A 21,152-nucleotide genomic window follows, 5' to 3' on the forward strand; every position below is an offset into this window, starting at 1 on the left:
GTCCCAACAAAACGAATGAAAATTCTGATATTATCCACATGGTTTCCTTACCCGCCGATCCAGGGGAGTAAAATTCGGGCTTACAACATGATTCGCAGCCTGAGTCAGGAAAACGAGGTTGCTATAATTTCTTTTCAAGACACTCCGATAAACGACAAATGGATTGAACACCTGCATCAATATTGCAAAAAGGTAATTGTTGTTGATCACCACCCTTTTCATTACCCTCGGATCAAAACTTGGTTGGGTTTCTTTACAACCTTACCCAGTTCAGTAGTTGCGGGTTATTCAAAAAAGATGGCAACAACGGTTCAAAATTTTTCGGTGGATTGGCAGCCCGATTTAGTTATTGCTCTCACTTTTGTTACCGCACCCTATGCATTAAAGATCCCCCATACTCTTCGTGTTGTAGATATGGATAATCTCTTAGCGCTGATGCTCCGAGACTTGTTCCTGAATGCAGCAGGTTTTTTCCAAAAACAAAGACGATATTTAGCCTACTGGAAATTCAGAAATTATGAAAATCAGATTTACCAAAAATTTGACCTTGCCCTTGTTTGTTCAGATTTGGACAAATCGCGCGCCGCCGAATATATCAACCTGCCCCAAGAGAGAATTATCGTAATTCCCAATGGTGTTGAGACAAAAATACCCCTTGTTCAAAACAATACTTCCTCTAACCATAATTTGATTTTTAATGGCTCATTGAGTTATTGGCCAAATTTTGATGCAATGAACTTTTTTTTGTCTGAAATATTTCCCTTTATTATTGAAACAATACCCGATTGCAAATTACTGATTACAGGGAAAAATGAAAATGTAGATATTAGCCTTCTCCCCCGTCGCAATGGCCATGTGATTTTTACCGGTTTTGTTGATGATATCACCAGTTTGGTATCCTCCTGTGCGGCATGTGTCGTGCCCTTGCGGCATGGCGCAGGGACTCGCTTAAAAATATTGGAAGCAATGGCCGCCGGCACCCCCGTAGTTACAACATCAAAAGGAGCTGAAGGGCTGGATGTTCAGCACGGGCAACATCTTTTGCTTGCCGATTCACCAAAAGATTTTGCTGATAGTACTATACGTATTCTCCAAAACCAGATCTTGAGAGAAAAAATAATCCGTGAGGGGCGAAATTTAGTTGAAAACGTGTATGACTGGCGAATTATCGGTGAAAAGTTAAACCGGACAATCCAATTGCTTGCAGCTTCAAAATGAAAACGACAATCAATCCTGTTCAAATTCTAAATCCAGAGCATCCATTATTCAAATGGATTATGATCCCCATCATATTGATTCTTATTGCAATCCTTTCACCCATGCTGGCTATGGGCAATCTTCTTGCCTATCTCCTTTTTGGAAGCATAGCGGTTATTGTTGGAGCAGTTGTATTATTGAAATGGCCTGGTGCAGGATTCCCAATTTTAGTTGCAGCAAGCTTGATTGTTCCAATCCGGATTAATACAGGCACACAAACCAGTATCAACAGTGCCATGATTGTTTCAATTGGAATGATTGGATTGTGGCTGTTCGATATGATTACCCGGCAAAAACAAATTCGACTATTACCCGTTTCGGTAATCACCCCCTCAATCATATTTATTGTCATTGCGATTATTGCATTTCTTTTTGGTCAATTACCCTGGTATCCGGGAAGATCAGCTTCTCTTTTTTCTCAATTGGGCGGATTATCTTTGTTTATCCTGCTTACCTTGACTATGATTGTTACCATCCACCGTTTGACTGATCTAAAATGGCTACAATCTGCCGTTTGGGTTTTTATTATTCTTGGTGGAATTTACAACCTCGCATTTCTGATTCCTCCCTTACGCCCATATGTTAATCGTTTCTTTCAAAGAGCAGTTCTGGATAGTTTGTTCTGGCTTTGGTTGTTGATCTTAACCTTTGGGCAGGCTTACCTGAACCGGAATCTCGCCACGAAGTGGCGGGTTATGTTGGGGATTAGCACTCTGGCTATTTTGTACAACCTCTTGATCATGAAACAATCCTGGACATCAGGATGGTTTCCAGCGTTGGCATCAATTTTCTTTGTGGTTTTCATTACCAAACCGAAACTGGCAGTTTCCGTGGCTGGGATAACCGGAGTTTTTCTCCTGATCTCATCCCAATTTGCTAATGAGCTTATTATGGGCGGCGATAATGAGTACAGTTTACTCACTCGATTAGAAGCATGGAAAATTCTTGGAGAAATTATTAAAGTCAATCCTCTGTTTGGTTTAGGACCTTCCAATTATTACTTTTTTACACCTTTTTATCGCATAATGGGATATTCTGTCAGTTTCAATTCACACAACAACTATATTGACATCGTCGCTCAGGTAGGACTTCTCGGATTGATCGCTTACCTATGGATGATTTTTGAAATTTTCAAATCCGGATGGAAAGCCATAAAACAAACTGACAACCGGGGATTTGAACATGCCTATATTTATTCTGCTTTAGGGGGAGTGGTTGGGATATTGGTGGCCGGGATGTTTGGAGATTGGGTGATTCCGTTCGTCTATAATGTCGGTATGGAAGGGTTCCGCGCCAGTGTTTTAGGCTGGTTTTTCATGGGAGCTCTGGTATTCATCGAATTGCGCAAACGGTACAATCCACAAGAAAATGAATAGTACCAACCCTGTAGTTTCGATAATCATCGTTTCATATAATGTCGAAACCTTCTTGATGAATTGTATTGAAAGTCTCAAGAGAAAACCTTCTGATGTTCCTGTTGAAATTATCGTCGTAGACAATAACTCCACCGATTACAGCGTGAGAAAACTTCAACAGAAATTTCCAGAAATCCCTATTATTCAATCTGAAAGCAACATTGGTTTTGCCGCAGCTAATAATCTTGGGGCTTCTTACGCAAAGGGGCAATATCTTTTTTTGCTCAATCCGGATACAGTGGTCGAGGAAGGCGCGATTGATGAACTTTATAACTTCCTGACTTCTAAACCCTCTGCAGGTGCTGCGGGTTCGTATCTAAAAAACCCGGATGGTACTTTTCAAATCTCCTGCTATCCATTCCCAACCTTGTTTCGAGAATTATGGCGGCTGCTTCATCTTGATAGCATAATTCCATTTGGGTCGTATCCTCAGCATAAATGGGATACAAAATCACCCCATCAATGTGATGTGGTTCAAGGCACAAGCCTGATGATCAAACGTAATTTGTGGGATGCTCTAAAGGGGTTAGACGAAAATTTTTTCATCTATTCAGAAGAGGTTGATTTTTGTTACAGATTAGTAAAAGCTGGTTTTGAAAATTACTGGGTTCCTACTTCACGTGTGATTCACTATGGCGGGCAAAGTACCTCACAATTTGCCAGAGAAATGTTTTTACAACTATATCGGGCAAAAATCCAATATTTCAAGAAACATCATGGCAATTTTGTTACATTCATTTATAAAACTATTTTATTAATTGCTTCTTTGCTTCGCTTATTTCTCTCTCCTTTGGTAAGCTGGATTAACCCCGACGCGAAAATCCAACAAAGACAAATTCAAGAAAATTACAAATATCTGGTTGCCTCTCTCTCTCACCTTTAGAATCTCAAAATGAAAATTCTCTTCCTTACTCTGATTGTGCCTTATCCACCCGATGCAGGTCCACGTATTAAAACATGGCATGTTCTCAAGTACCTTGCAGAGCAGGGATATTCTATTACACTGATTACTTTTGTTCGAAAAGAAGAGGAAAAATATTTACCACACCTCAAAGGAGTGTGCGAAAAAGTAATTTCGGTACCTATCCGGCGCACCAAGATACGAGATGTGCTTTCGTTGATGAGTAGTCAGTTGAGAGGTACACCTTTTTTGATTGAAAGAGATTTTCGTCCCGCAATGATGCAAGCCATAAAAAAATTGCTGGTAGAAGAAACCTTTAACGTGATTCACATTGATCAGGTTAACATGGCTCAATTTATTCTTAAACGGAACAGTCTTTATATATCATCCAAAACCATTTTTGACGCCCACAACGCCACCTGGGCTATTTTAGAACGGATGCGTTCCCAAGTGCCTTTGTTTATTCGTCCGTTAGTTTCTCAGGAAGCAAAAAAATTAAAGAAATTCGAACATAGGCTGGTGCAGGAATTTGATCATGTTCTTACCGTAACAGACATTGATCGTGATTTATTGTTGGAAAATCCCAATGATCCATCACTACTTTCAAAATTGCATGTACTGCCCATAGCAGTCAATACCCAGGAAATCCAACCTGTGATGAGAAAAAAAGGATCACAACAAATTTTGACCATTGGATCATTGAATTACCCCCCAAACGCAGACGGAATACGATGGTTTTTACGGGAGGTCTTTCCGCTGATAAAGAAAATAAATGACAAAGCAACCCTCACGATCATTGGAAAAAATCCCCCCAAAGATTTTTATCACCTTGCTGCTCCATTTGGTGAAGATATTCAAATCAAAGGGTATGTAGAAGATTTGACCCCTCATCTTGAAAATTCCGCACTGATGGTTGTGCCGGTTTTAGCAGGTGGCGGGATGCGCGTTCGAATATTGGAAGCATTTGCCAGAGGCATTCCTGTGGTCACAACCACAATTGGTCTAGAAGGCATCGCAGCCAACAATGGGATGGATGTATTGGTCGAAAATGATCCTATTTCTTTCGCAAAGGCGGTCCTAAACCTACTTGACCAACCCGCTCAACAACAAACCCTGGCCGAAAACGCCAGAAAACTTGTCACCAGCCTTTATGACTGGAAAGTAGTTTTGAAAGAACTGGATAGGATTTATCAAATCTAAACGATGCGAAATTTGTTGAACTTTTTAAGTGACAGTAAAAATACACTCAAATTATTGATCGGTATTACCTTTGTGTCAGTTTTATTCCGGGTGGGAGCGGCTTTATTTCTGGGTAATCAAATTAGCGAAATGCCTGGCGTTTCTGATCAAATCAGTTATCACACCCTGGGAATCCGATTGGCGGGGGGGTATGGTTTTACATTTGATCGCCCATGGTGGCCAGCCACACAGGCTGGAGAACCCACGGCTCATTGGAGCTATTTATACTCTTATTTTGTTGCAGGTATCTATTGGCTTTTTGGTCCGCACCCTCTTTTGGTGCGTCTGTTACAGGCTTTGATTATTGGAATAATTCACCCCTTATTAATTTTTGTTGTTGGCAAACTCTCTTTCAATTCAAGAGTCGGCTTAATTGCTGCTGCGATAACCTCGGTTTATATTTACTTCGTTTACTATTCGGCAACGTTGATGACCGAACCTTTTTATATCGCTGGCATACTCGCAATCCTCGGCACATCTGGCTGGATTGTCAAAAATGCCAATCAGATCCTTGAAAACCCCAGGAAATACCTTCTTTTCGCTTTTTTGTTGGGTGTAGCAACTTCATTGACCATATTATTGAGACAGGCATTTCTATTATTTCTGCCATTTCTTTATACATGGCTTTTATTTGTCTTAAGGAAAAATTATCTCGTCCCCGCTCTCAAAATGATCGGAATAAATGTGCTGATCATCACATTGTTTATTCTCCCGTTCACAATTTACAACTACGAGCGCTTTAATCAATTTGTCCTGCTAAATACCAATGCCGGTTTTGCATTTTACTGGGCAAATCATCCCATTTATGGCACACACTTTGAAGGAATTTTGTCCCAATCCACCTATCTCGACTTACTGCCAAAAGAACTTTATGGCTTAAACGAGGCTGCTCTGGATCGTGAATTATTAAATCGTGGATTGCAATTCGTTATTCAAGATCCATTACGTTATTTTTTCCTTTCCCTCAGTCGTATTCCAGTTTACTTCATGTTTTGGCCTTCGCCTCACTCCTCAATTCTTAGCAATATTTCAAGAATAGGAAGTTTTGGAGTGTTTTTACCTTTTATGATTTACGGGCTGATGACTACTTTGGCAAAGAAAGGTGAAGAAAAAGTAACCCTCTACTCCCCCGTATTTTTACTATTACTGTTTATTTTGGTTTACAGTCTGATTCACATTTTTACCTGGACATTAATTCGTTACAGGCTACCAGTTGATGCAGTGCTGGTTTTATTTGCAGCCGTGGGATTTTCAGATTTAATCCAAAAAATTCAACAAAGAAAAGCAGTCACCCTTTCATGAACATTTTGTTTGTTGTGCCTTATTCTCCCAGCCCGATTCGGGTTCGATCTTATAATTTGATTAAGTCCTTATTGGCTCTTGGACATAACATCACCCTTTTATACCTGGTTGAAAAAGAGTTCCAACCTGATCAACTCATTAACTCCGCCTCCTTAAAAGCAACAGGTTTTAATTTACCCAAGTGGCGCTCCATGCTCAATTGCCTTCAGGCTTTTCCTTCAAGGCTACCACTTCAAGCGGTATATAGTTGGAGTAATCAATTAAAAGAAGATATTCAATTGTTCATTTCTCAACAAAATTTTGATGTGGTTCATGTGGAACATTTACGAGGTGCAAAGTATGCCCTCATGGTTAAAAGTCAGTATAGAATTCCAGTTGTTTGGGATAGCGTTGATTCAATTACCCATTTGTTCCGACAGACCCAAAAAAATCATCCAAAAAAACTGCTGCGTTGGTTAATCAAATTTGAGTTACAAAGGACTGAAAAATTTGAGAAGTTGCTTGCAACAAAATTCAATAAACTGCTGGTAACATCGCCAAAAGATCAGGAAGAATTCTTAAAGCTTTCCCCAACAAGTCCGGTTGAGGTTGTTACCAATGGTGTTGATTTGGACTACTTTTACCCCATTCCTTTACAGGAAAGACTTAAGAACGTCATTTTACTCAGTGGGAAAATGAGTTATCACGCCAATGTTGATATGGCATTATTTACAATTACCAAAATTATGCCATTCGTGTGGCAAAAAAATGACGATATCGAACTATGGGTGGTCGGCAAAGACCCCCCACCAGTTCTCTTAAAATATTCCGATCACCCCAAAATAAAAATTACCGGAACTGTTCCTGAAATTCTTCCATACCTGCAAAAATCCACTCTGGCGCTCGCTCCTCTCAATTATGGAGCAGGTGTCCAAAATAAAGTATTAGAAGCAATGGCCTGCGGAATTCCGGTAATTGCTTCGCCGTTGGCTGTATCCGCATTGACCATTGTAAATGGCGAACAAGTAATGATTGGTGAAGATGCTCAACATTACGCCGAATTGATCCTTAAAGTGCTCTCGGACCCCAAAACTGCTCAAAAAATTGGGAAGGCTGGACGAACTTATGTAGAAAAAGAGCATTCGTGGAAAAGGATTGGACAAAAACTTGAAAATATTTACTATGAGACTATAGAGTCAAATTCTAAGTAATTTCTATAGAAATTTTATGGAAATAATTAATAAATCCGGTTACAATTTTTATGAAGATGAGGGTATTGGTTTGAATTGCTACAAGGATCAACAATGGACTTAAAAACGTACTACGCCCCCCTTTTAAAGTGGTGGTGGATGATTTTAGCAGCTGGTCTGATTGCCGCTGCAGCCAGCTTTATCATCACGCTTGGCCAGCCGGCAATGTATCAATCCAGAACAACCCTCATTATTGGACAATCCCTCACCAATCCCAACCCCAACACCTCACAGTTCTTTTTAGAACAGCAATTAGCCTCCATTTATGCTGATATGGCTACCCGCGAACCGGTACGAAAGGCAGCCATGGAAGCATTGAACTTGAGTTGGATTCCACAGTACACGGCGCGGGCACTACCGGATACCCAATTGATCGAAATAACCGTTACCGATTCAGATCCGGTTAGAGCACAGGCAGTTGCAGCCGAGCTGGCAAAGCAGCTGATTAAACGCGGACCCTCCGCTGCCCAGGATGATGATTTGGAACGGCAGGCCTTTATTAATCAGCAATTATCTACTTTAGAAAAAAACATTTCCGATACCACAGATGAGATTACTAAACTCAAAACTGAATTAGGCAGCCTGAATAGCGCCAGTCAAATCACTGAAACCCAACAAAAGATCAATGCACTCGAAAATAAACTGACCAGCCTCCAGGAAAATTACAGCCGGTTATTGTCCAGTAGTTCGCGAGGGGCTTTAAACACCCTGGGTGTGATTGAGCCCGCTGAAATTCCAACTCGTCCAATTGGACCTAACCGCTTAATTACAGTGGTGACTTCAATGTTGATTGGTTTTGCTTTAGCAGCTGCAAGCGCTTACATTATCGAGTGGATTGATCAGGCAATTCACTCTTCGGGAGAGGTGGACCGTATTTTACAAAAACCTCTCCTTGGAGAAATTCCTCGCTTTCCCAAAGACGTTGAACCTTTAAGCTATGTCAATGATGAACCCTTTTCTCCCATTACGGATTCCTTTCGTTCCTTGCGTACTAACCTCGAATTTTCAGGACTTGGCAATACAGTAAAGACACTTCTTATATCCAGTCCCGGCGATTCGGAAGGAAAAACCACCATTGCAATAAACCTAGCTTTATCTTTAGCAAAAGCCAAAAAACGGGTCATTGTGATTGACGCTGATTTTTATAAATCAGAATTAGATGAAAAATTTCAACTTAAGAATAAAAAGGGATTGGGAGATTTGTTGCAGGATGGCAAAATTGGTAAAGAGTGTTTGATACCTCTTTTCAAAAATCAGGTATTTTTACTTCCTTCTGGCACAACTCCACCCAATCCATCTGAGCAGTTAGGCTCGCAAGAAATGCTCAGAACTCTTGAAATGCTTAAGGAAGTCGCGGATGTCATCATTATTGATGGCCCGCCATTCATTATTTCAGACGCCCTTATCCTTTCCGCCCGCGTAGATGGTGTTTTGGTTGTAGTTAGCATGGGAAAATCGCGTCGCGATGTGCTTCAAAAAACGAAGAGCCAGTTAATTCGCGCTAATGCAAATATATTGGGTTACATTATGAATGGCATCTCCCCCAAAAGCGCGACCTATTACAGCCATTATTATTATGCAGGTGTCAAAAAAGAGAGTTCGAACGGCAAGATCACAGAAAAAGAAATCAAAGATCGAACTTCGCCAAAAACTTCGTAAAACATTTTATTGTCGGTGAATCGTAATCCGTCAAATCACAAAAGGATACAAGCAATCTTTTTAGATCGGGATGGCGTGATCATTCATAATCGCGCTGATTATGTGCGTAGATGGGAGGATGTCCACTTTTTTCCCTCCTCGTTGCGCGCATTACAGCTGATTAATCATCTCCAGGATCGACCCAAGGTGTTTCTCATCACAAATCAATCAGCCATTGGCCGGGGGTTGATTTCGATTGAACAATATCTGGAAATTAACCAAAAAATTCTTGAGGTCATTGTTTCAAACGGAGGATTTATTGATCAGGTATTTTTCTGTCCCCATGCACCTGAAGAAAATTGCGACTGCCGAAAACCCAAACCCGGCATGATTATTACAGCAGCTCATCAATACGCAATTGACTTGAGGGAAACAATTCTCATTGGCGATGCTCTTTCAGATATCGAAGCAGGGTATCTGGGAGGCATACCCAATTTATATCTTGTGGCTACAGGAAGGGGAAAAAAACAATACAAAACCGCAACCACACTCACCTATTACAAACAAATTCAATTTCACCAAAATTTATATTCAGCCATCAAAACCATTTTTTGAAGCCATCATTGGTCGAAATTTTCTCAAAAAACGCGAATTCAATTGGATCGCGTTTTTTTGTTTTAATGCTTTTTATGTTATAATATTACGTGTAATTCCGTTACAAAGGAGAAAAACACCGTGTCTCAGCAACAAGTTGACAACCACTATCAAAAAAATCAGGACACCCCGGACTTAGAAACCCCCTCATCCAAAAAACAACCATCTGATCCTTTGCGAGAAGCCTGGAAACAGGTTGAAAACATTGGGCAAACCCTTGGTGAGGCTTTACAATCCAGGGGCAATGTTGTCATGGTACGCGTTAACGATGAAACATTAAGGCATATGGATATGCTGATCGAAGCTGAAATCGCAAAAAGCCGCTCTGAGGCCGCTGCTCTACTGATCAACGAAGGAATAAAGCACAACTCAGAGTTGTTTTCTCATATTCGACAGGTTACGGATCAAATCATTCAATTGCGCAATCAATTAAAAAAATCCATTTTGAACGACACTTCCTCGGAGGAATAAATTCTATCGAAATTTATATTCTCACTAATTGGCTATACGAATATTTCTTTTCCGTTGTTTTTGATTTTTTATAATCTTTCAACAAATTCTTAATATTATCCTTACAATTTCGCCTTAGAATTTTCCTTCGGAGGATCAAATATGTCCCTGCGAAAAGGTCTTGTTGTCGGGATACTTGTCATCGTCTTATCCTGTTTGAGCGCATTCATTGGGGCAATCGGTGGAGGATTACTGGTTCTAAATCAAGTTTCAAAAACTAATTTGTCTGTCAACGCCACAGAAAATTACCCGATGCCCACTGCATCGGTTTTAACTTTTTCTCAAACCGATATACAGACAGAAATCACCCGTGCTGTTGAAAAGGTATCTCCAGCGGTGGTTACCGTTGTTGGAACAATTCCTGGACAAATGACTTTCTTTGGCAAAGCACCAGATGAAACAGTAAGTGGTAGCGGCGTAATCATTTCTGAACAGGGATATATTGTCACAAATTATCATGTTGTTGAAGGTACAACTGATTTATCCGTAATCCTGTCGAATGGCGAACAGGAAATAGCAAAGTTGATAAACGCTGATGTGTACGCCGATCTAGCCGTGTTGAAAGCCGAAGGTAAAATGCCCTCTATTGCTGTTTTTGGCGACTCAGACCGTCTAAATCCTGGTGAAACGGTAATTGCAATTGGTTCACCGCTGGGTGAATTTCGCAATACCGTCACTGTAGGTGTCGTCAGCGCTACAGGCCGGGTATTGAATACCGGAAAAGGTTATGCCATGGAAGACTTGATTCAAACCGACGCAGCCATCAATCAGGGTAATTCCGGAGGTCCGTTGGTTAATCTTAATGGCGAAATAATTGGGATTAACACCTTAATTGTGCGCGGTGGCATCGGTACAACAACGATTGCAGAAGGATTGGGTTTTGCCATACCATCCAATACCGTTCGTCTGATCAGTGAGCAAATTATTACCAAAGGTTTTTTCTCCCGTCCATATTTGGGGATTACCTGGCAGGGGATCAATCCCACCATTTCCCGCAGATATCAATTACCGGTTGAATGGGGCGCTTACATCACCAGTGTTGAACCCGGCAGCCCGGCTGACCGGGGCGGTCTTCAAAGAGGAGATATTATTGTTCAAATCGGTGAATTAGAAATCAATCAGCAGCGTTCTTATTTGAATGCACTGTTTGCCCATCAGCCTGGCGAAACTGTGGCCATCAAATTCTATCGTCAAAGGGCTCTCCGTGAGTTGAGTGTAACCCTTGGAGCTTCCCAATAAACATTTGTCCATCCAATGAGGTACAATTTCAACATGGGAATGAATACCTCGTTGGCTCGGGTAAATGGATTTATCCTTAGTGTTGGCCTGTTGTTAGTATCTGTAGGAATCAGTCATCAATCCATCCCTTCTTTCTCAGAAAATTTTTCACCCTCTAGTTATATTTCCGGAACTATTCGCTCAGCACTTCAAACAATTGATGATGAATGTCAAGATAACAACTCGCAAACTGCAGGTGCTCAAAAATTATACTCTCCCTGCATTTCATCTCAACAGGAATTAATTTCCTCAGTAAACTTAAAATTCCGCTTAGACAAAATTCAAATAGGCTTAATCCAAAGTTTTGCCGTCCAAAGTAATAAAGTGTTTTTGTCAGGCAATTATGGTCTGGCAATTCTTGATTTAGCCAAACAAGAAAGTTTTGTAAAACGCTTTAGAAATACCCCGATTGGTGTAGATAATGAATCAAACATGTGGTATCTCATTGAAAAATCGGGGTCAGTTTTCCGATGGGATGGGTTAAGAACCATTGAATACAGCAAAGAGAACGGCTGGATATTACCTGCAAAATTTTTCACCCCTCCTCTACCCACTCTCCATTCATCCTTTTTAGCTGACGGGAAAAATATCTGGCTGGCCACTTCAAATGATGTTCGATTCTTCAATGGAAGTAGATGGCGGATTTTCACCGCAACCGAAATTGGTATAAAACTTCCTTATAAGTCAGGCGTTGAGTCCGTTTTTACAATCAGCCGCAATCCCTCAACCGGGAATGTATGGGTTGCAGCTTGTTTTTGGCAGGGGAATCAATGGATTGGAGGATCTTCGCCACTTCAATTTGATGGTAAAACCTGGCAGCGAACTGAATTTCCCATTGAAAACATTTGTGTTACGAACATGACGATCATCAATGATGGTAACGTCTTAGTTACCACACCGGATAGCCTTTGGGAATATAACGGTCAGGGATGGGTTGAGGGGACTCCGCTATATACCAATGTACTCTCAAATAACACAACTTTTCGTTTTGGTCCAATATGGACTGATAAAGATGAAAACCAATGGTTATTAGGGGCAATCATCAACCCGAATGGAATGGTTGAGCAGCACATACTTTACCAGCGTAAAAATCAAAATCTTTTCAAAATCACCAGTTTCAATGGGCTTTTGCCACCTCAAATCTTTTTCACACCCACCGCATCCGTCTTCGCTTTCACCGAAAAACAGCTTTTTCATATCACACCAAGCGGAACGGTACTATTCTCTGAACAATATTTTGATTTGGTTGCCCAAGATGAAAACGGAAGCATCTGGTTGATATCTGATACAAAAACCAGACCGGTGTTGTGGCAACTCGTAGAAAAACCCTGATTCAGGGGTGGAATCAATAATCTCAGTATACGAGTATAATCATAAATAATATAGTCTTTCATTTTGGTTGATCTAAAATATTTTTTCATGGAAGCGTTGTTACTGAAAATCCGCAATGATTTACGATCCCATCGCCAAACTCTTGCCGCACAGCAAAATAAGGAATGGCGTAATATTCTCATTCTAAACATTGCTTTACCGCTTGGTTTGTTGCTCATCTATCCTTTTATCAAAAATTGGCAATCTCACAACCTGTTATTGATTTATTATTTTTCACCTGTTTTATACTTGCAAAGCCTAAAAAAATTCTTCGTTGGGCTTCCTCAAAAAAATATTCTCTACTTAGCCTTTATTTTAGTCTTATCGGCACTTTCAACCTTCACGTGGTTCACAAACCCCGATTTACAGCCAACCATTTTTTCGTATTCCGGTTGGAGCGCATTGCTGGCAATATTTCTGGTTTGGATTGTTTTGGCGTGGATTTTTGAAAAGAACCTGCCGCAATCCAGAAGATATAGCCTTACACCTTTCCACCCTTTTCTTCATATTGCATCGGGTGCTTTCATGGGGGCTGGATTGGCGTTCCACGGGCTTCTGGTATCTCGCTTTTTGCCAATAATTAATCTTCCACTTCCCGGTTTAAATGCAGAAAAACTGGTTTGGTTGTTCGGTTTATTTGCCGGTTTAATCATCCCGGCAGAGGAATTATTCTTCCGGGGAAAATTATTCTCCCTGCTTTTTGATGAAAAGTCAATTCCGCTGAAAAAGACCATCCTCTGGATCAGCGCTTTAAACCTGGTGGTATATTTACCAGCCTTACTATACTTATCTAAAAGTCCAAATACGCTTCCGTTTGGAGTGATTGCATTGTTTTACAAGTTTATCCTTTCTGTTGTGAGTGTATTTATCATCTATCGCTGGCGAAATTTGTATGTCGTTTTCGCTGCGAATCTGGCATTTTCAATGGTGATTATTCAACCGTTTTACCTATGAACCTTTCCAATAATCCGCCTTCCTTGCAAAAAGAAATGCCACAACGCATTCGTCCGCGTGATCTTGCGTTGTTTTTTGTTTCTTTTGTGAGCATGGCAATCATTGGTGTTTATCATCTAAATCTTTCGGATAATCTTTCCACTTCTCCACTATCTCATCTAATCGCTTTGCTTCCGGTAATTTCAATGGCCTACTTTTTTGGGGTGATTGCCGGACTGATTGGAGCGACAATTTTTAGCAGTTTATTTTTATTGGAAATTCCTTTTGTTATTAAGATGTATGGATTTACCTTTGAATCCATCGAGCGGGTCGGAATTAGCCTGCTTTTGTATATTGCTGCGCTTGTGATTGGCGACTTATCCAATTCGGTTCGCCAAAGGTCATCGTTGCGATTGGCATTGAAAAACCGCGAAACCCTCTTAAGCCAGACTCTCAATTTGGAGGAGATTACTCGAATTGTTATTAATCAAGTTCATCAAATAATTCGCGTCCAGCAAGTTTGTCTGGTATTACAAAATCCCATCACCAAACAGTGGCAAATTTACACGGATAAGGGCCGGGCGGCCTTACGCGCCAGATCCGAGGGCGATTCCCCAACTTTGGGGAGTTTCATTCTTTCCCAAAATGAATCCTTCATCCTTAACAACCTTGATGATCCGAACTCAATCCTGGTCGAAAACCTTCCTTCACCAAACACCGTAACATCGGTAATGAGCCGAATGATGTATCAATCCAATGGCAGCGAAATGGGGCGTGTTGTTTTAATCAACAAAATTACCGGTTATTTTTACGAGCAGGACATTGAACGTTTGAACGAGTTTATTCCGGCTGTCGAAAAAGCCATTGAACAAGCCTACCGATATACACGTACCGACTATGCTTTAGAAAGACAAATCTCCCAGCTTTCAACTATCCAGCGCACCAGTCAAGTTCTCAATACTCTTTTGGATGCAGAAAAAGTCATCGAGCTGACCCTTTCCACTGCTCTTGATATTACCCAGGCTGAAGCAGGCGTAATTCGCTTCCATGCTAGCGATGGCTCTACAATTCAAAAAGTGATCGGGGAAGAAATCAACTCGGAACGCACCAATCAAATTCTTGAAGAAGCCATTTCTGCTTCTTCTTTAGAGCGTAACAACAATCTCGAATTATCCTTCCCATTTATCTTTAAGTATTCCGCATCTCAATTATGCTGTTATATTTCTCATGGAAGATCTTTGCTGGGGATCATCATTACCGAAAGTACACGGGTTGAAGCCTTTGATCGTACCAGTCAATGGATTCTCTCTCTGCTTGCAGACCACGCCGCAACCTCTTTGACAAATGTTCGCCTGTTTCAGGAGATTTACAAAGAAAAACAACAAACCAGTCTGATTATCGAATCTGTAACCGATGGCTTGATAACCATCAATCGAAATGGGGTTATTCTCACGGCCAACCCGGCAGCAATTCAACAGGTTGGTCTACCAGAAAGTGCAGTCATCGGCACAAATTTCTGTGACACTTTTGGTATTTCAAATGAAAACTGTACCCACTTTATTCATGAACTAAAAAAGTCCTGGGAGAACCACGCCCCATTCATTCTGGAAACAATTCCCCTCCATCCCCCTAACTCAAAACGCCGTATTGTGAATCTTTCCGTAGCTCCGGTATTTGAGGAAAATCAAGCCCCTTCTCGTGCTGTTGTATTATTACGGGATATCACCGAACGCGAGGAATTGAACCGGCTTCAGGAAGAAATGATTTCTTCAATCTCCCACGAAATGCGCACCCCCTTGACGAAAATCCAATCCATCAGCGAATTGATTGCAACCACATTAGATAAAAACGAACCTCTCCCAGATCGAAAATTTTTGGATACATTATCTACAGAGAGTCAACGCTTGTCCCAATTTTTGGACCGAATTCTGGATGTCCATCAACTGGAAACTCATCAATTCAAAGTTGAATTGCGGCCTTTACCCTTGACATTTGTCGTTCAGAACCTGATTGAAGAATGGCGGATTATTGCACCAAATCGACGCATCGAATTTCTCAAACCCCTTCAGCCAGTTTGGGTAATGGCAGATGAAAATGCACTCAATTCAATTATCAGTAATTTGTTGGATAATGCAGTCAAATATTCCCCCGATCATAGTGAAATTTGTGTGGAGCTGCGCGTAAAGGACAACCGAGCCGCTGAAATTTTTGTAATTGACCACGGTCCGGGTATTGAACCGGATAAGCAGCACTTGATATTTAACCGTTTTTATCGCGCTACCGGCGGCGATTCTCAAGAAGTTTATGGCCATGGAATTGGGTTGTATGTAGCCAAGATGCTGACGGAATCGCTAGGAGGAAATATCGGCGTGGAAAGTACACCCGGAAAAGGGAGTTGTTTTCGATTCTCTATACCCATAATGGAGAACTCTGATGAAATCTAAAATCGTAATGATAGACGATGATGAAACTTTATGTGAACTGGTGAGGGTAAATTTATCACCCCGAGGTTATGAAGTCATTGGAATCAATGACAGCAATGAAGCAGTCCTTGCTGTGCAAAAAAACCGCCCAGATTTAATTATTTTAGATATTATGATGCCCGGTCAGGATGGTTATGAGGTGTGCAAACGATTGAGAAAGATCACTGAAGTCCCCATTTTATTTTTGACTGCCAAAGGACGCGAACAAGATCTTGTCAAGGGATTTGAAGTCGGCGGTGATGACTACGTGCGCAAGCCTTTCAGTCTCAGAGAATTAGAGGCTCGAATTTCTGCGCTGATAAAGCGCAGTAAGAAATCAACTGCCAATTCAGATACAACTGTCCTGGAATATGATGATGGTTTTCTCAGAATTAACCTTGAAACCAAACATGTTTATCGTAACGGTAAAATGTTACACCTTACTCCTACCGAGTATCGGTTGCTGGCCTGTTTGGTGCGAAACATCGGCGCGGTCGTTACCCACGAAGACCTTCTTAAAGAAGCGTGGGGAGAAGGTTACACTGACGCTATCGCCAGTTTGTCATTGTACGTCCGTTATCTGCGCGAAAAAATTGAGCCCGATGCCAGCAATCCGCGTTACATCATTACAAAATGGGGAGTCGGCTACTGGTTTTCTGACCAAAATCAAAAAGATTTAGAAGGGGAAAACGCCGAAACCCAAACTGGATAAAGACTTATTTTTCTTCCTCCATAGTCAGGGGTTGAAATCCGCCACCAAATACGCCCTGTGCCGGGTTGACCACAATAAACGCTGCGGGATCAACATTTTGAGCGATTCGTTTTAATTCAGCAATTTCTGTTACTGTAACTGCTACCATCAAGATTGAGTGACTTTTCTGGGTGTACATTCCTGTTCCGCTAATTGAAGTCACCCCCCGATGCATCGTTTGCATGATGGATTGTGATAATTCGTTCGGTTTATCTGTGACAATCCAAACCAGCAATTGTTTTCTTTTCGTAAATTCGGGTCTTCGAGGGCTTAATTTCTCTGGAGGTGTAAAAACATCATACTTGGGCAGCACCTCACCGCTTGCCTGATGAAAGCGAGCCGTCCAAATTGCCAGGATAATCAATCCAAGATAAAAGATCGCCCCTCCGGCGATGACAACCTCGCCAGGAATAAAAGCAATAGATGATCTTTGAACAAATTCCTGCCAGCTCGTCAGAGGGTATGGGTGTAATCCAATTTTAATCAACCAGGAAACCAGAAGCACCATAAAAATCCAGAAATAATTCCGCCGCAAACGGCGGCCGATAGCTTCCCACATGGTAATTGGGAATTCAGGCTGCAACAATGATTGAGCAAGACTTTCAGCCCATTCCGCATGAGGAGCAAAAGGAGGAACAAGCATTGCCGCGAAAAAATCTGTTTCAAGCAATCGCGCCCGGTAGCTCCATAGTTCATAATAACGGTAACGGCGGGCCTCCATCCACAAAAACACCAAAATCAAAATGGTTGTCAAAAGGATAATGACAAAATGATTATCCGGACTGGAAAGCACAAATGAAAGCGTCGCACCTGTCGTTACAACCGCCCAATTGGTCGTTGAATCCAACCTGCTGCGCCAGAGATTGCTGCGTTGAATTTCAGCACGATAATAATGCACCATTGCCGTGGTAAACTCCGAAGGCCGCAACTCATAGCCTCTGAATTTCCAGACCGGTTCTTTTTTTTCATCCGCCATGTTTAAAATTAGCCTTTCTCGCCGTCTATTTTGTGGCAACGACCCAGTAGGTATAATCTTGATTGTACATCATTACTTTCTTTGGTTGATGAGCATTTATTATCTCAATAAGCTCTTCGCGCCTTAAAAATCTGCTTTTCATTAACAATACTTTTTCAAAGAAGGCAATTATCTTAACCCGAAAATGAATGATATCAGGTTCCTCAATAATTAATAATCCATTGGGCTTTAGTACACGCCACAATTCTTTTATCGCGCTCCTTTGATCCGTCATGTGATGGAAAGCGTCTACGATGACAATTCGATCAAACAGGTCGTCATTAAAAGGCATTTCTCTTGCATCACAGTTTGTGCAAAGCAACCCAGATTTATCTCGAGCTTGTCTAAGCATTTGGAGGGAAGGATCAGCAACGATAATTTTCCGGTTTTCTCCGATTAAACCAGCGGAAATTCTTCCTGTACCACCCCCTGCGTCCAATACCAAATGGTCCGCTTGCAAATCCAGTGAATTGATTAAAATTTGCGATACCTCGCCGGTTATGATTTTTTCGTAAATTGGAGCTAACCAGTCAAAATGTTTTATTTTGAACATGAAAATACAACCTTTAATCCATGGTTTGTAAAATTATAGCCGATTGGTCTTTGTATAGTAAATTTTTTCCGCTATTTGTTAGCAGACTTTGATTTGTAAAGTTTTTCAATTATAATTTTCACGGTTAAATTGTTAGACAAATTAAATCAATAATACTAACTAGGTGGAGAATAAACCAATGTATCCTCTTCTTGATATTTTTGCCGAAAAAATTTCTTCCATTCGTGAACCCATTCCCCTGATGTGGTGGCTTGGTCCAATCGCAGCCGTGATTGCCCTGATCTTTGCCCGACTTTTTTATCAACAAATGATGAAGTTATCTGAAGGCACTGAACGGATGCAATTCATTGCTCAGGCTGTTAGAGAAGGGGCAATGGCTTACTTATCCCGTCAATATCGTGTGGTGGGGATTGTTTTTGCAGTATTATTTTTTATATTTCTTACCCTTGCTTACTTCAAACTTCAAAATTCAATTGTACCTTTTGCCTTCATTACCGGCGGCTTGTTCTCGGGACTTTGCGGTTTTATCGGCATGAAAACTGCCACCAACGCATCTGCGCGTACGGCTTTTGCGGCAAGTAAAAGCCTCAATGATGGTTTGCAAGTTGCTCTACGCGCCGGTGCAGTGATGGGGCTTGTCGTGGTCGGCTTTGCTCTGCTGGATATTACCGTGTGGTTTGTTTTATTGTATTATTTGTTTCCAATCTTACTTCCCGAAAGTTTCATTAGTATCGCGGCCAACCCGCTTCCCCAAATCACTGCCGTTATGTTAAGTTTTGGAATGGGCGCTTCAACACAGGCTTTGTTTGCCCGGGTAGGCGGCGGTATTTACACCAAAGCTGCCGATGTCGGGGCGGATCTGGTTGGCAAGGTAGAAGCCAACATTCCAGAAGATGATCCCCGCAACCCTGCCACAATTGCTGATAATGTGGGTGACAATGTCGGTGACGTTGCTGGTATGGGCGCTGACCTGTATGAATCCTACGCCGGTTCAATTCTGGCCACTTCAGCTCTGGGTGTCGCAGCAGTGGGTCTTTCTGGACCTGCATTTTTAGATTCCAGAAGCGAATTGCAAGCCGGTCTGGTTTATATTTCTACCCCAATCGCCTTGGCGGCAATTGGCATCATTTTGTCCATTTTGGCAATTTATCTTGTCAGAACCCGGGAGGATGCAGATCAGTCAGCACTAATCAGCGCTTTAAGCCGAGGGTTATACCTCAGCTCACTTGGCATTGCCGTTATTTCTCTCCCAATCCTGTTCCTGCTTGCCCTGCCCAACTGGCTGGCCATCTGGTTATGCATTCTCGCTGGCTTAGTTGTGGGTATTGTTGTTGGTAAGGCCACCGAATATTACACCTCGCATGCCTTTCAGCCAACCCGCGATATTGCCGCACAGGCCCATACCAGTCCTGCCACCGCCCTGATTGAGGGTCTTGCTGTTGGAATGGAATCAGGCGGCCTACCCATTTCTGCGGTTGTGATTGGCATCATTTTCAGTTACTATGTCGCTGGTGGTGCGGAAAATTTATTGATGGGTCTTTTTGGTGTGGGTATTTCTGCAGTCGCCATGCTTTCTACGCTGGGTTTTACCCTTGCGACCGATGCCTACGGGCCAATCGCCGATAATGCCGGTGGCAATGCCCAGATGGCCGGATTGGATAAGGTTGTGCGCGAGCGCACCGATCAATTGGACGCGGTGGGCAATACCACTGCGGCAATCGGCAAAGGTTTTGCAATTGGTTCGGCGGCGCTTACATCCATGGCACTTCTGGCGGCTTATCTTGAAGAAGTTCGCTTGGTTCTGATGGAGTTGCGGGGTATCAAAGAAGTAACCATCGGTAATCAAGTAATTAGTGTTGCACAAATGACAATGCAGAATTTTATGGAGTATTACAACGTAACCCTCCTCAACCCAGCCGTTCTTGCCGGTTTGTTCACCGGTGTGGGAACCGCATTTATATTTTCTTCCATGACCATGCGAGCGGTTGGTCGTGCCGCAGCAGGCATGGTTGAAGAGGTACGCCGGCAATTCCATGAAATTCCCGGCATTTTGGAGGGAACAGAAAAACCTGATTATGCCCGCTGCGTTGCCATCAGTACCGCAGCTGCCCAAAAAGAAATGATAGCGCCAGCGCTGGCCGCGATCATTGTTCCGGTTGTTGTTGGAGTGGTTTTTGGGATTGCCGGTGTTCTCGGTCTGTTGGCCGGAACACTGGCAACAGGTTTTGCCCTGGCTATTACGATGTCCAATGCGGGCGGGGCATGGGACAATGCCAAAAAGTATATTGAAATTGGCGAGTTTGGTGGAAAAGGTTCACAGGCTCATAAGGCAGCCGTGGTTGGAGATACCGTTGGCGACCCCCTCAAAGATACTGCCGGCCCATCCCTGAACATCTTAATAAAGTTAATGTCTATGGTTTCTGTGGTATTTGCCGGATTAATCGTTGCTTTTGGAAATGGACAAGGCTTGATTGGCATGTTCTTACATTAAGATGACCCAAAAGCCGGTTTTTAATCACGACTTTTGATCAGCCATTTCGTCTTTGCCGACATTCCTCAACAGCGTTTCGGTAGACTCAGCATCCATTGGGCGGTAAAGCAAATAGCCCTGTCCGTAATCACAGCCAGCTTCTTTCAACCAGTG

The 21,152-nt window shown here is 42.0% G+C and carries 17 protein-coding genes; 15 read left to right on the forward strand and 2 right to left on the reverse strand.

Annotated elements, in window-relative coordinates:
* Window positions 1-15: 15 nt before the first annotated feature.
* The 14 genes from ACWIZX_RS08720 to ACWIZX_RS08785 all read left to right on the forward strand — a co-directional run bounded on the left by ACWIZX_RS08720 (window position 16) and on the right by ACWIZX_RS08785 (window position 16,901).
* Window positions 16-1,218: a glycosyltransferase family 4 protein gene (locus tag ACWIZX_RS08720; protein WP_448335490.1), complete on the forward strand. Its 1,203-nt coding sequence runs from the start codon at window positions 16-18 to the stop codon at window positions 1,216-1,218.
* The gene (locus tag ACWIZX_RS08725; protein WP_322791765.1) at window positions 1,215-2,633 is read left to right on the forward strand and encodes an O-antigen ligase family protein; all 1,419 of its coding nucleotides are present in this window, start codon (window positions 1,215-1,217) and stop codon (window positions 2,631-2,633) included. The genes ACWIZX_RS08720 and ACWIZX_RS08725 overlap by 4 nt, the downstream gene beginning before the upstream one ends.
* Window positions 2,626-3,555: a glycosyltransferase family 2 protein gene (locus tag ACWIZX_RS08730; protein ID WP_322791764.1), complete on the forward strand. Its 930-nt coding sequence runs from the start codon at window positions 2,626-2,628 to the stop codon at window positions 3,553-3,555. Before ACWIZX_RS08725 ends, ACWIZX_RS08730 begins: the two co-directional genes overlap by 8 nt.
* A 9-nt stretch (window positions 3,556-3,564) precedes the next feature.
* Window positions 3,565-4,773 carry a glycosyltransferase family 4 protein gene (locus tag ACWIZX_RS08735; RefSeq protein WP_448335491.1) on the forward strand — a complete coding sequence of 403 codons (1,209 nt, stop codon included), beginning with the start codon at window positions 3,565-3,567 and terminating at the stop codon, window positions 4,771-4,773.
* Window positions 4,774-4,776: 3 nt separating this feature from the next.
* Window positions 4,777-6,114: an ArnT family glycosyltransferase gene (locus tag ACWIZX_RS08740; RefSeq protein WP_448335492.1), complete on the forward strand. Its 1,338-nt coding sequence runs from the start codon at window positions 4,777-4,779 to the stop codon at window positions 6,112-6,114.
* Entirely contained in the window at window positions 6,111-7,304 is a 1,194-nt protein-coding gene (locus tag ACWIZX_RS08745) for a glycosyltransferase (RefSeq protein ID WP_322791761.1), read from the forward strand. The genes ACWIZX_RS08740 and ACWIZX_RS08745 overlap by 4 nt, the downstream gene beginning before the upstream one ends.
* 93 nt (window positions 7,305-7,397) lie before the next feature.
* Entirely contained in the window at window positions 7,398-9,002 is a 1,605-nt protein-coding gene (locus ACWIZX_RS08750) for a polysaccharide biosynthesis tyrosine autokinase (protein WP_322791760.1), read from the forward strand.
* A gap of 15 nt (window positions 9,003-9,017) precedes the next feature.
* Window positions 9,018-9,596 (forward strand): D-glycero-alpha-D-manno-heptose-1,7-bisphosphate 7-phosphatase, encoded by a 579-nt coding sequence (locus ACWIZX_RS08755; protein WP_448335493.1) that lies wholly within the window; start codon window positions 9,018-9,020, stop codon window positions 9,594-9,596.
* A 120-nt stretch (window positions 9,597-9,716) separates the two neighbouring features.
* Window positions 9,717-10,106: a hypothetical protein gene (locus ACWIZX_RS08760; protein ID WP_448335494.1), complete on the forward strand. Its 390-nt coding sequence runs from the start codon at window positions 9,717-9,719 to the stop codon at window positions 10,104-10,106.
* A gap of 141 nt (window positions 10,107-10,247) precedes the next feature.
* A complete protein-coding gene (locus tag ACWIZX_RS08765) occupies window positions 10,248-11,384 on the forward strand; it encodes a S1C family serine protease (RefSeq protein ID WP_448335495.1) in 1,137 nt (378 codons plus the stop codon).
* 33 nt (window positions 11,385-11,417) lie between these two features.
* Window positions 11,418-12,755, forward strand: a complete 1,338-nt coding sequence (locus ACWIZX_RS08770) for a hypothetical protein (RefSeq protein ID WP_448335496.1) — start codon at window positions 11,418-11,420, stop codon at window positions 12,753-12,755.
* An 87-nt stretch (window positions 12,756-12,842) separates the two neighbouring features.
* The gene (locus ACWIZX_RS08775) at window positions 12,843-13,748 is read left to right on the forward strand and encodes a hypothetical protein (protein WP_322791755.1); all 906 of its coding nucleotides are present in this window, start codon (window positions 12,843-12,845) and stop codon (window positions 13,746-13,748) included.
* Window positions 13,749-13,771: 23 nt separating this feature from the next.
* A complete protein-coding gene (locus tag ACWIZX_RS08780) occupies window positions 13,772-16,171 on the forward strand; it encodes an ATP-binding protein (RefSeq protein ID WP_448335497.1) in 2,400 nt (799 codons plus the stop codon).
* Complete coding sequence (locus tag ACWIZX_RS08785; protein ID WP_322791753.1) at window positions 16,161-16,901, forward strand: response regulator transcription factor; 741 nt, start codon at window positions 16,161-16,163, stop codon at window positions 16,899-16,901. Before ACWIZX_RS08780 ends, ACWIZX_RS08785 begins: the two co-directional genes overlap by 11 nt.
* Window positions 16,902-16,905: 4 nt before the next feature.
* Here the strand turns inward: ACWIZX_RS08785 and ACWIZX_RS08790 are convergent, their stop codons facing one another.
* Window positions 16,906-17,916, reverse strand: a complete 1,011-nt coding sequence (locus ACWIZX_RS08790) for a DUF2270 domain-containing protein (protein ID WP_448335498.1) — start codon at window positions 17,914-17,916, stop codon at window positions 16,906-16,908.
* Between the two features lie 25 nt (window positions 17,917-17,941).
* A complete protein-coding gene (locus tag ACWIZX_RS08795; RefSeq protein WP_448335499.1) occupies window positions 17,942-18,508 on the reverse strand; it encodes a class I SAM-dependent methyltransferase in 567 nt (188 codons plus the stop codon).
* A gap of 178 nt (window positions 18,509-18,686) precedes the next feature.
* Here ACWIZX_RS08795 and ACWIZX_RS08800 point away from each other — a divergent pair, with 178 nt between their 5' ends.
* Window positions 18,687-20,999: a sodium-translocating pyrophosphatase gene (locus tag ACWIZX_RS08800; RefSeq protein WP_322791750.1), complete on the forward strand. Its 2,313-nt coding sequence runs from the start codon at window positions 18,687-18,689 to the stop codon at window positions 20,997-20,999.
* Window positions 21,000-21,152 lie beyond the last annotated feature (153 nt).

Source organism: Bellilinea sp., from assembly GCF_053501535.1.

Bases quoted from the DNA above. Each gene is read 5' to 3' on its own strand.
- ACWIZX_RS08720 (WP_448335490.1), top strand. From the start codon at position 16: ATGAAAATTCTGATATTATCCACATGGTTTCCTTACCCGCCGATCCAG.
- ACWIZX_RS08725 (WP_322791765.1), top strand. From the start codon at position 1,215: ATGAAAACGACAATCAATCCTGTTCAAATTCTAAATCCAGAGCATCCA.
- ACWIZX_RS08730 (WP_322791764.1), top strand. From the start codon at position 2,626: ATGAATAGTACCAACCCTGTAGTTTCGATAATCATCGTTTCATATAAT.
- ACWIZX_RS08735 (WP_448335491.1), top strand. From the start codon at position 3,565: ATGAAAATTCTCTTCCTTACTCTGATTGTGCCTTATCCACCCGATGCA.
- ACWIZX_RS08740 (WP_448335492.1), top strand. From the start codon at position 4,777: ATGCGAAATTTGTTGAACTTTTTAAGTGACAGTAAAAATACACTCAAA.
- ACWIZX_RS08745 (WP_322791761.1), top strand. From the start codon at position 6,111: ATGAACATTTTGTTTGTTGTGCCTTATTCTCCCAGCCCGATTCGGGTT.
- ACWIZX_RS08750 (WP_322791760.1), top strand. From the start codon at position 7,398: ATGGACTTAAAAACGTACTACGCCCCCCTTTTAAAGTGGTGGTGGATG.
- ACWIZX_RS08765 (WP_448335495.1), top strand. From the start codon at position 10,248: ATGTCCCTGCGAAAAGGTCTTGTTGTCGGGATACTTGTCATCGTCTTA.
- ACWIZX_RS08770 (WP_448335496.1), top strand. From the start codon at position 11,418: ATGGGAATGAATACCTCGTTGGCTCGGGTAAATGGATTTATCCTTAGT.
- ACWIZX_RS08775 (WP_322791755.1), top strand. From the start codon at position 12,843: ATGGAAGCGTTGTTACTGAAAATCCGCAATGATTTACGATCCCATCGC.
- ACWIZX_RS08785 (WP_322791753.1), top strand. From the start codon at position 16,161: ATGAAATCTAAAATCGTAATGATAGACGATGATGAAACTTTATGTGAA.
- ACWIZX_RS08790 (WP_448335498.1), bottom strand. From the start codon at position 17,916: ATGGCGGATGAAAAAAAAGAACCGGTCTGGAAATTCAGAGGCTATGAG.
- ACWIZX_RS08795 (WP_448335499.1), bottom strand. From the start codon at position 18,508: ATGTTCAAAATAAAACATTTTGACTGGTTAGCTCCAATTTACGAAAAA.
- ACWIZX_RS08800 (WP_322791750.1), top strand. From the start codon at position 18,687: ATGTATCCTCTTCTTGATATTTTTGCCGAAAAAATTTCTTCCATTCGT.